At 39.6% G+C, this 9,264-nt stretch carries 14 protein-coding genes; 12 read left to right on the forward strand and 2 right to left on the reverse strand.

Annotated features, from left to right (window positions below):
- Positions 1-7: 7 nt before the first annotated feature.
- The 4 genes from ACZYT3_RS06735 (at position 8) to ACZYT3_RS06750 (ending at position 2,200) form a co-directional block, all read left to right on the forward strand.
- Positions 8-376 (forward strand): CvfD/Ygs/GSP13 family RNA-binding post-transcriptional regulator, encoded by a 369-nt coding sequence (locus ACZYT3_RS06735; protein WP_294562435.1) that lies wholly within the window; start codon positions 8-10, stop codon positions 374-376.
- Positions 363-1,634, forward strand: coding sequence for a glucose-6-phosphate isomerase (locus tag ACZYT3_RS06740; protein WP_464088122.1), 1,272 nt, complete (start codon positions 363-365; stop codon positions 1,632-1,634). Before ACZYT3_RS06735 ends, ACZYT3_RS06740 begins: the two co-directional genes overlap by 14 nt.
- A gap of 247 nt (positions 1,635-1,881) precedes the next feature.
- Positions 1,882-2,028 carry a hypothetical protein gene (locus ACZYT3_RS06745; RefSeq protein WP_464088123.1) on the forward strand — a complete coding sequence of 49 codons (147 nt, stop codon included), beginning with the start codon at positions 1,882-1,884 and terminating at the stop codon, positions 2,026-2,028.
- The gene (locus ACZYT3_RS06750; RefSeq protein ID WP_464088124.1) at positions 2,021-2,200 is read left to right on the forward strand and encodes a hypothetical protein; all 180 of its coding nucleotides are present in this window, start codon (positions 2,021-2,023) and stop codon (positions 2,198-2,200) included. The genes ACZYT3_RS06745 and ACZYT3_RS06750 overlap by 8 nt, the downstream gene beginning before the upstream one ends.
- Before the next feature lie 155 nt (positions 2,201-2,355).
- On the opposite strand, the gene ACZYT3_RS06755 is transcribed toward ACZYT3_RS06750, so the two are convergent.
- The gene (locus ACZYT3_RS06755) at positions 2,356-2,931 is read right to left on the reverse strand and encodes a DUF3793 family protein (protein ID WP_294562429.1); all 576 of its coding nucleotides are present in this window, start codon (positions 2,929-2,931) and stop codon (positions 2,356-2,358) included.
- A 3-nt stretch (positions 2,932-2,934) separates the two neighbouring features.
- Positions 2,935-3,288: a class Ib ribonucleoside-diphosphate reductase assembly flavoprotein NrdI gene (gene nrdI, locus ACZYT3_RS06760; protein ID WP_464088125.1), complete on the reverse strand. Its 354-nt coding sequence runs from the start codon at positions 3,286-3,288 to the stop codon at positions 2,935-2,937.
- A gap of 230 nt (positions 3,289-3,518) precedes the next feature.
- Here nrdI and ACZYT3_RS06765 point away from each other — a divergent pair, with 230 nt between their 5' ends.
- From ACZYT3_RS06765 to ACZYT3_RS06800, 8 genes are all read left to right on the forward strand, one after another.
- Positions 3,519-3,986, forward strand: coding sequence for a ribosome maturation factor RimP (locus tag ACZYT3_RS06765; RefSeq protein WP_294562419.1), 468 nt, complete (start codon positions 3,519-3,521; stop codon positions 3,984-3,986).
- A gap of 19 nt (positions 3,987-4,005) precedes the next feature.
- On the forward strand, positions 4,006-5,658 hold the full coding sequence (nusA, locus tag ACZYT3_RS06770; protein WP_464088126.1) for a transcription termination factor NusA: 1,653 nt from the start codon (positions 4,006-4,008) through the stop codon (positions 5,656-5,658).
- A 7-nt stretch (positions 5,659-5,665) separates the two neighbouring features.
- On the forward strand, positions 5,666-5,923 hold the full coding sequence (gene rnpM, locus ACZYT3_RS06775) for an RNase P modulator RnpM (protein WP_294562415.1): 258 nt from the start codon (positions 5,666-5,668) through the stop codon (positions 5,921-5,923).
- Positions 5,916-6,212, forward strand: a complete 297-nt coding sequence (locus tag ACZYT3_RS06780; protein ID WP_464088127.1) for a L7Ae/L30e/S12e/Gadd45 family ribosomal protein — start codon at positions 5,916-5,918, stop codon at positions 6,210-6,212. The genes rnpM and ACZYT3_RS06780 overlap by 8 nt, the downstream gene beginning before the upstream one ends.
- Before the next feature lie 9 nt (positions 6,213-6,221).
- Positions 6,222-8,054 carry a translation initiation factor IF-2 gene (gene infB, locus ACZYT3_RS06785; protein ID WP_294562411.1) on the forward strand — a complete coding sequence of 611 codons (1,833 nt, stop codon included), beginning with the start codon at positions 6,222-6,224 and terminating at the stop codon, positions 8,052-8,054.
- Entirely contained in the window at positions 8,054-8,392 is a 339-nt protein-coding gene (gene rbfA / locus ACZYT3_RS06790) for a 30S ribosome-binding factor RbfA (RefSeq protein WP_464088128.1), read from the forward strand. Before infB ends, rbfA begins: the two co-directional genes overlap by 1 nt.
- Before the next feature lies 1 nt (position 8,393).
- Entirely contained in the window at positions 8,394-8,924 is a 531-nt protein-coding gene (locus tag ACZYT3_RS06795) for a hypothetical protein (RefSeq protein ID WP_464088129.1), read from the forward strand.
- Between the two features lie 51 nt (positions 8,925-8,975).
- A partial coding sequence (locus ACZYT3_RS06800; protein WP_464088130.1) for a peptidoglycan-binding domain-containing protein occupies positions 8,976-9,264 on the forward strand: 289 nt, incomplete at its 3' end.

The raw sequence follows: 9,264 nt of genomic DNA on the forward strand, positions 1-9,264 counted from the left end.
GTGGATCATGCATTCTAAGGTTGGTGAGGTCAGAGAGGGCATCATTAGCGGCATACAGCCCTACGGTGCTTTTGTACAGCTGGATTCCGGGGAAAAGGGCTTGATCCATATTTCTGAAATATCGAAGGGATATGTGAAGGATGTCGCACAGTTTCTCCATGTCGGAGAAAGGGTTCGTGTTAAGATCCTGGACTATGATCCGCTTTTGAATCAATGCCGTCTTTCGTTAAAGGCATTACAATCCAACAGATCCCATCGTAAGAGTTCAAGAGAACCGAAGGTTCCTAAAATGGTGATTGGTTTTAAGACTCTGCAAGAGCATTTAGATGAATGGATTCAACAGCAGAATAAGGAGGAGCAGAATGTTGAAATTTAGTAGTGATCATGCATTTTTACAAGAAGATATTATGGATTATCAGGCAGCTGTCAGCAAGTATCATGATCAGCTGATGAATAAGACAGGCTTAGGAAATGATTTTGTTGGCTGGGTAGAATGGCCAAACTGCTATGATAAGGAAGAATTTGCACGTATTTTAAAAGCGGCTGAAGATATTCGTAAAAAATGTGATGTATTTCTTGTTTGCGGTATCGGTGGTTCTTATTTAGGAGCAAGAGCCGTTATTGAAATGGTCAATGGCGTTTATAATGATGCGAAACCGGAAATCGTTTTTATCGGTAATACATTCTCTTCAACTTATGTTGCTCAGGTGCTGAAGCATATTGAAGGAAAAGAGGTTGTCTGCAACGTTATTTCAAAATCCGGTACAACGACAGAAACAAGTGTAGCTTTCCGTCTGATCAAGCAGTATATGACGAAAAAATATGGTGACAAGGTTCATGAATATATCTATGCAACGACAGATGCCCATAAAGGTACATTGAAGTCGATGGCAGATAAGGAAGGCTATGAAACTTTTGTCATTCCGGATGATATCGGAGGAAGATTTTCGGTCATCACACCGGTAGGTTTATTGCCGATTGCTGTTGCCGGCATCGACATTCAATCATTGATGGATGGCTGTGCACAAGCTTATAAGGATCTTGATACCGATGATTTAAGCAAAAATATTGCTTATCGTTATGCCGTTTGCCGCCGTATTCTTGAACATCAGGGAAAGGTTGCAGAGATGTTTGTATCCTATGAAACCCAGATGGCGATGGTTGCGGAATGGTGGAAGCAGCTGTTTGGTGAGAGCGAAGGAAAGAATGGTACAGGATTATTACCTTGCTCAGTCAATTTCTCAACAGACCTTCATTCTATGGGTCAGTTCATTCAGGAAGGACGTAAATGTCTGTTTGAAACATTGATCAAGGTGGAAAAGCCAACACTGGATATTACTTTCCCAAGCGACAGCGAGAATTTAGATAATATGAATTATCTTGCCGGTAAATCACTGCATTGGATCAATCAGATGGCTTGCCTTGGAACATTGCAGGCCCATGTAGAAACAGGACATGTTCCAAATCTTGAGATTACCATTCCGGATATGAGTGCCCATACCTTTGGTTATATGGCTTATTTCTTCTTTAGAGCCATTGCCATGACGACTTATCTGAATGAACAAAATCCATTCAATCAGCCGGGCGTAGAAGTCTATAAGAAGAATATGTTCAAGCTTTTAGGAAAAGAATAAGTGAAATGGGTGAAAGCCTAATTTATAAAAAAACTGTATGAGTGAATTTCTTATTCACTCATACAGTTTTTAAATATTCACTTATAAAATTTCTTCTAAAAGCTTTATATTCTTTCGAGCTTTCATAATTTTTTTATGACAGACTGTTTCTTTTAATGCCTCTTCACTTTTATTTAAATATAGCAGGGCATCTTTTGTTTTTTTATGATAATAAGATAATACCACAATATGTAAAGAGGAGATTGTTGTGTTATACTTAGGATATAAGGAAAGCGAACAGACCTCGATGAACATTTTAAGGATCCTGGCAGACAATGGAATGGATTATGAGAAAAAGAACGAGGCATTAAAGAAGTATGAGATCCAACTCAGAGGAGGTAAGAAGCATGTGTGATTATGGTGCCTATGTGGAGAAAAAGTGTATGGAGAAAGGACTTCAGAAAGGTGTTTATACATCATTATGTTCATTAATGGAGAATCTGAAGATTGATCTGCATGAAGCGATGAAACTGTTGAATGTTCCTGAAAGTGAATATGATCATTACGCTGAAATGATGAAATCATGAAAAGCTGTGAATGACAGCTTTTATATGTATCATATATTTTATGGAAGATATAAATAATGAGGACAAGATCATATCATCTTGCGAAATTTATTCACGAATAATTATGGAATTTATAGCTTTTGGAAAGAAAAAACTCCATGAAGGAGTTTTATGAGTTAACTGGCAGTCATTGATCTTTCAATTAGCCGGAAGATCGATTCACCATTGGAAATTCTCTTTTGAACCATTTTTGTACAGCAGTTATATTTATAAAATGTTTTTTGTGTATTTTTCACATTGCAATATACCTTCCAATGGCCGATAAGCTTACATTTACAGCTTTTATTCATGAAATGGATGACATCATAAAGCGGATAACCGAGAAAGAGTCCGATCTCATGTGGAAACTCATCTTCTAATAACCGTTTGCGCAGATGCTCCAATACTTTTGTCAAATCTTGATTTGGATAATGGAACGGTTTGAGAATATCCCAGACAAGCGGATTTGACAGGATATGAACAAGGCTTACAGATTCATAGATATAAAGCAGGACACTGCTTTTGTTTTCTTGCAGGATGCAGATTTGAATGCCATATTTTTTGAATTGCTGATTGAAATAGTGAAGACATTCTTCATAATCGGGGATGTCTTTTTTTTGAATTCTGAAAAGACTGGCTGTTTTCATGCCGATCAGTGTCGGAGCACTGTATAAAGCAAGCTTTTCTTGGAAGGTCAATGCACTTTCAGGCATAAATTAAAGCTTCTTTAAAAGATTGCCGATATTTTCGATGTCTTCATCTGTTCCGTCATTTTCAACTTTATAAAGACATTCCACACCATACGTTTCACTGATTTTATCACCAGCCTGGCAATAGGCTTCACCATATCCTGTATCACCGCTGACAACGACACCCTTGAGATGTTCACTGTTGGCAGCAAGGAAGTCTTCAACTTCACTAGGAATATCACCATATCCATCTGTATAGGTAAAAAGTACGAAGTCCTCTGGACAGCTCTCATTGCCGGATTCGATCTTTGTGGCATCAACACCTAAACGGCTGACGATTGATTCAACATTACCTGTTCTTGAAGCGTATATAACTTTCATAATTTTCCTCCTTTAAATTAGCCTTAGCTAACTTTATCTTAAGAATATCATGGCAATATATTTGTGTCAAGATAAAAGTTAACCAAAGATAACTATACTGTATAAAACGCTCATGAAGGAAGAAATTAAATGAAATCGCTTGAAAAAAGCCGGGATGTGTGCTAATATATCCCTGTAAAGTAAACGAGTGGACGAGAGTCCACTTTCATTTTGTTAGAAAAGGAGAAAAGATGGATCAGGAAGCAAAAATCAGAGAAAGCATATTGCCATTGCTTGACGAAATGCATGTAAAACTTTATGACATGACATGGACGCATGAAGGTAAGCATAAGATTCTGCAGATTGCCATTGAAAGAGAAGATGGCAGCGTAGATGTCGATCTTTGTGCCAGTGTTGCCGAAGTGATCGGTGCTAAGCTGGATGAAATGGACATCATCAGCTTTGAATATATGCTGGAGGTATGTTCACCGGGTGCTGAGCGAAAGTTAAGAAATGTTCAGGAAATTGAAAATGCAGTGGGCAAGTATGTATATGCGAAATTCAAAAAGACGATCGGAAAACTGAATGAAGTTAAAGGAACCTTGGTCAGTGTCGAGGATAACTGCTGCTGTATTGAGTATATGGATAAGACGTTCAAAAGACAGATCAAAGTGGATATTGATGATTGTTCTCTGATCCGTCTTGCGGTAAAAATTTAGTAAACGAGGTAATTGAAAGATGAAACTAAAAGATTTAATGAAAGCGATGCAGGCGATCGAAGAGGATCGTTCGCTGAGTGTTGAAGTTGTAACATCTGCACTAAAAGAAGCTCTCACAAAAGCTTATCGTAAACATGTGGAAATGCCGGATGCTCTCGTTGAGGTAGAAGTCAATGAAAGTGATGGGGAAATCAAGGTTTTCCGCCAGAAGACGGTCGTGGAAAACGTTGAGGATGATGAATTTGAAATTTCTTTAGAGGATGCCAAGGCATTGAAGGAAGATGCTCAGATTGGGGATACGATTTCTACCAATGAGATCAATATTGCGGATTTTGGGCGTGCAGCAGTCATATTAGCTAAAAATGTATTGCGTCAGAAAATCAAAGAAGCTGAAAAGCAGGCGGTTTATGATGAATATATCGATAAGTTGGAGGATATGGTCGTAGGTACGATCGAATCCGTGGAAGAAAAATTCTGTGTAGTGAATATCGGTAAGACATTAGCGCTGATGCCAAGAGTGGCCCAGATTCCGGGAGAGGTATATAAGGAAGGTCAGCGTATCCGTGTCGTGATCAGTGAAGTCAATAAGGAAACCAAGGGTGCACAGGTGCTTGTCAGCCGAGCTGATGCAAATTTGGTTAGAAGACTTTTTGAGAAGGAAGTACCGGAAATCTATCAGGGAATCGTTGAAATCAAAGAGATTGCTCGTGAACCCGGTGAAAGATGTAAGATGGCCGTTTATTCTAAAAATGAAAATGTTGACCCTATCGGAGCTTGTATCGGACCAAGAGGCAGTCGTGTACAGGTTGTCATCGATGAGCTTCATGGTGAAAAGATCGATATTTTTGAATGGAGCGAGGATGTCAGCGAACTGATCAAAAATGCCCTTTCACCGGCACAGATCCTGGCAGTCATTCCGAATCCTGAGAAAAAAGGATTGCTGGTAGTCGTTGCCGATTCACAGTTGTCATTGGCAATCGGTAAAAAAGGTAAGAACGCACGTCTTGCAGTAAAACTGACAAACTCCAAGATCGATATCAAAGCTGAGAGCGAGGTTGAGGCGATGGGTATTGATTATCGCACAATCTATGCAAAACAGCAGGAAGAGCTGCAGGCTCGCTTAGCAGAAAAACGTGCTGCCGAACAGCAGAAATATTTTGAAGAGAGAAGAGCTACTGAAAATTCAGAAGAATTTGATGAGGAGCTTTTTGATGAAATTGAATATGACGATATCCATGAAGATGAGGCAGCTGATAGTGTCGCAGCAGAAGAAAAGAAAGATGATGTGCAGGAAGCTGTAAAAGAAGAGCCTGTCAAGGAAAGAGAAGAAACAGATCTTGAAAGAGCTGCTCGTATTGCGAAAGAGAAGAAAGCCAAGGAAGATATCGATCTTGCCAGCAAGCAGGAATATGTATCTAAATTTGAATCTCTTGCCGGTGTAACGACAAAGCCTCAGGCACCTGCTCCTAAGAAAAAGAAGAATAAAGAAAAGAATGAAGAGGAAGAAAGCCTGCGTAAGCCAACTTTTGATTTGAAAAAGGATTACGAGATGAAGCCGATTTATTCTGAAGAAGAATTAGCGGAAATTGCGAAACGTGAAGCTGAAGAGAGGGAAAATGACTGGATCAATGATGACATCGACTTTGATGAATTCGATGAATATTACGATTAGGTGAATTATGAGAAAGATACCGATGCGTAAATGTGTTGTTACTCAGGAACAGCTTCCGAAAAAAGAATTGGTCCGGGTTGTCCGCACACCTGAAGGAAATGTAGTCATTGATCGTACAGGAAGAACAAATGGCCGGGGTGCTTATTTGAAAAAAGACCCGTCGATCATTGAACTGGCAAAGAAGAAGAAAGCACTGGCAAGAGCTTTAGAATGTGAAATTGATGACTCCTTATATGAAGAGCTGAAGGAGTTTATGAATGGATAAGATATATAATCTGATAGGTCTTGCGATGCGTGCCAGAAAAGTTATCAGCGGGGAAGAACTGATGGATGCGATCCGCAAAAAAAGAGTGTCACTTGTGATCGTTGCTGAGGATGCAAGTGAGAATACCAAAAAAAGATATTCGGATAAATGCAGCTTTTATGATGTCGATCTGATCACGATAGAAAGCTCTGAAAGGCTGAATCAGGCAATTGGAAAGTCAAATCGGATGGCTGTAGGAATATGTGATGAGGGATTTAAAAAAAGTATTATGAAATGCTGGAAAGGCTAGGTGATATTGATGGCAAAAGCCAACACAAACAAAAATAAGAAAAATCAGAAAAAGACTTTTACACCAAGAGAAAAAAGGGTGGAAGTGACTGAGATTACTTATTCATCTCCGATCACGGTAGGAGAATTAGCTGAAAAGCTTCACCGCAATTCAAGTGAACTGATCAAGGTATTATTCATGCTTGGAAATATGGTAACGATCAACTCACAGCTGGATGACGATACGGTAGAGCTGTTATGTATGGAATTTAACGTAAAAGTGACAAAAGAAGTCGTTGTCGATGAAAGCGATCTGGAAGAAGAGCTGAAGGAAAACGATGATGATGAGGCATCACTGGTTCCGCGTCCTCCGGTCGTTACGATCATGGGACATGTCGATCATGGTAAGACGACACTTTTGGATACGATCCGTAAATCAAGAGTTACAGCAGGTGAATTTGGTGGTATTACACAGCATATAGGTGCTTATCAGGTAAGCGTCAAAGGAAAGAAGATTACTTTTTTGGACACCCCGGGACATGAAGCTTTTACGGCCATGCGTGCCAGAGGTGCTCAGATTACTGATATCGTCGTCATTGTCGTAGCGGCTGATGACGGTGTCATGCCTCAGACCAAGGAAGCGATCGATCATGCCAAGGCAGCAGGGGCACCGATCATTATTGCGGTAAACAAGATCGATAAGCCGGATATCAATCTGGATCGTATCTATGGCGAGCTGGCAGATAATGGTGTCATGCCGGAAGAATGGGGCGGAAATACGATCTTCTGTAAGATTTCTGCTAAGTTTGGTACAGGTGTCAATGAGCTTTTGGAAAGTATCTTGACATTGGCTGAGGTTGAAGATTATCGTGCCAACCCTAATCGTTTGGCTACAGGTACCGTCATTGAGGCCAAGCTGGATAAGGGAAGAGGTCCTGTGGCAACGCTTTTAGTTCAAAAGGGAACACTGCATACGAGTGATATCGTTGTTGTTGGTAGTGCTTTAGGACGTGTACGTAAGATGGTGGATGATCACGGACGTGAAATCAAGAGTGCAGGTCCGTCCAGTCCGGTAGAAATTATCGGCTTGAATGATGTTCCGGAAGCCGGCGATGTCTTCAAGGTGTTTGAAAATGAAAAGAAAGCACGACATATCGCAGAAACACGCTTACAAAATAAGATCGATCATGATCGTAATGCGACAAGCGCTCTGACATTAGATGATTTGGCACGTCAGATCGAAGAAGGAAATATCCAGTCGATCAATGTCATCATCAAAGCTGATGTCCAGGGAAGTGCTGAAGCTGTCAAGGCTTCATTGGAAAAGCTTGAAGTTGAAGGTGTAAAGATCAATGTTATCCGTTCAACAGCGGGTGCTATCACAGAAAGCGATATTGATCTGGCAAATGCTTCCAATGCGATCGTCATCGGCTTTAATGTTCGTCCAAGTGCTAATGTAAGAAAGAAAGCAGAAGAAGTGAAGGTCGATATTCGTCTGCATAATATCATCTATAAGGTGATTGAAGAAATGGAAGCAGCGATGAAGGGAATGCTGGCACCGGTATATGAAGAAGTGATTATCGGACAGGCAGAGGTACGTCAAACATTCAAAGTCAGCAAGGTAGGAACCATTGCCGGATGTATGGTCACAGATGGCTGTATTCGCAAGGGATGTAAGGTACGTCTGATTCGTGATGGCATCGTGGTTTATGAAGGAAATTTAAATTCGCTGAAGCGATTCCAGAATGATGCCAAGGAAGTTACAAGCGGTTATGAATGTGGTTTGACGATTGAAAACTTTAATGATATCAAAGAAAAAGATATCATAGAAGCTTATGAAGACCAGCAGGTAGAGGTGGTCTAATGACTAAAAATGACAAGATGAATCATATTGTCCAAAAAGCAGTTTCTGAAATTATTCAATTTGAGCTGAAAAATCCTAAGGTGGGTTTTATTACCATTACAGATGTTCAGGTTACAAATGATAATTCATATGCGAAGATATTTGTTTCATTCTTGGGCAAGGAAGAAAGAGCTGTAGCGGGTTTAAAGGCTTTGAATCAGTCAAAGGGCTTTATACGCAGTGCATTGGCAAAGCGTTTGACGATTCGTAAGACACCGGAGCTTATTTTTGAAATCGATCGTTCCCTGGAACGGGGAAATAAGATCGATAAGATTCTGAATGATTTGAAGCAGGTGTAAAATGAATCAGGATATAACGAATGTTCAAGAAAAAATTCTTCAAGGAAAAGGAATTACAAAAGAAGAAGTTCTTTCATGTCAGAATGCTGTCGGAAATGATGAGGATTTGTTTTATGTCTATTGGATCATGGCACGTTATTATTTAGATAGAAATCAAGAGGATGCCATGACCTACTGTATCTTGAAATGCTATGAGCTTAATGAAAGAAATCATTTTGATCTTCCTTTTAAAGTAAAAGATTTTATAGAAGCCAGAGGCAGCTTCATTGAAGATGCGATCGAAAAGACGCGTGTACGTCTATTACCATTATCCGTTTTATTCGGAGTATTGGTACTGGTCTTATTTTGGATGATCATTGGTCAGGGAGAATTAGGTGGCTTTATCATTGGCTTTATCTTAATGAACCTTATCTCAATATTTTTTCAGACTTTTGGTTCGAGGAAAACATTTGATTCTTTTAAGAAGAAACAGTATGCGGCAGTATATTATTTTTTGGATGAGAATGATAAAGTATTTGCGGATGGGCATTAGCCTATCCGTTTTTTTTATTTCCACATACTTTAGTTTGAAAGGACAATGACAATGTACACAAGATATGTATTACGACTCGGAGATAAAGGAATTGCAGTAAACAAGATTCAGGCTTATTTAAATATGTTTGTTGATGCAGGTTATATCACGACAAGATTGACACCGGATGGTATATTCGGTCCAAGAACACAGACAGCTGTAAGAGAAATACAGTCGTATATGAGGATGAATCCGGATGGTGTGATTGGAAATGCCACATGGGATGGTATCTTTGAATTGTTGAAAAGATTAAATGTGATGACAAATATTCCGGTTGCCAGTGTTTCTTATTATTTATATT

This window comes from Traorella sp. mt218, assembly GCF_055420025.1.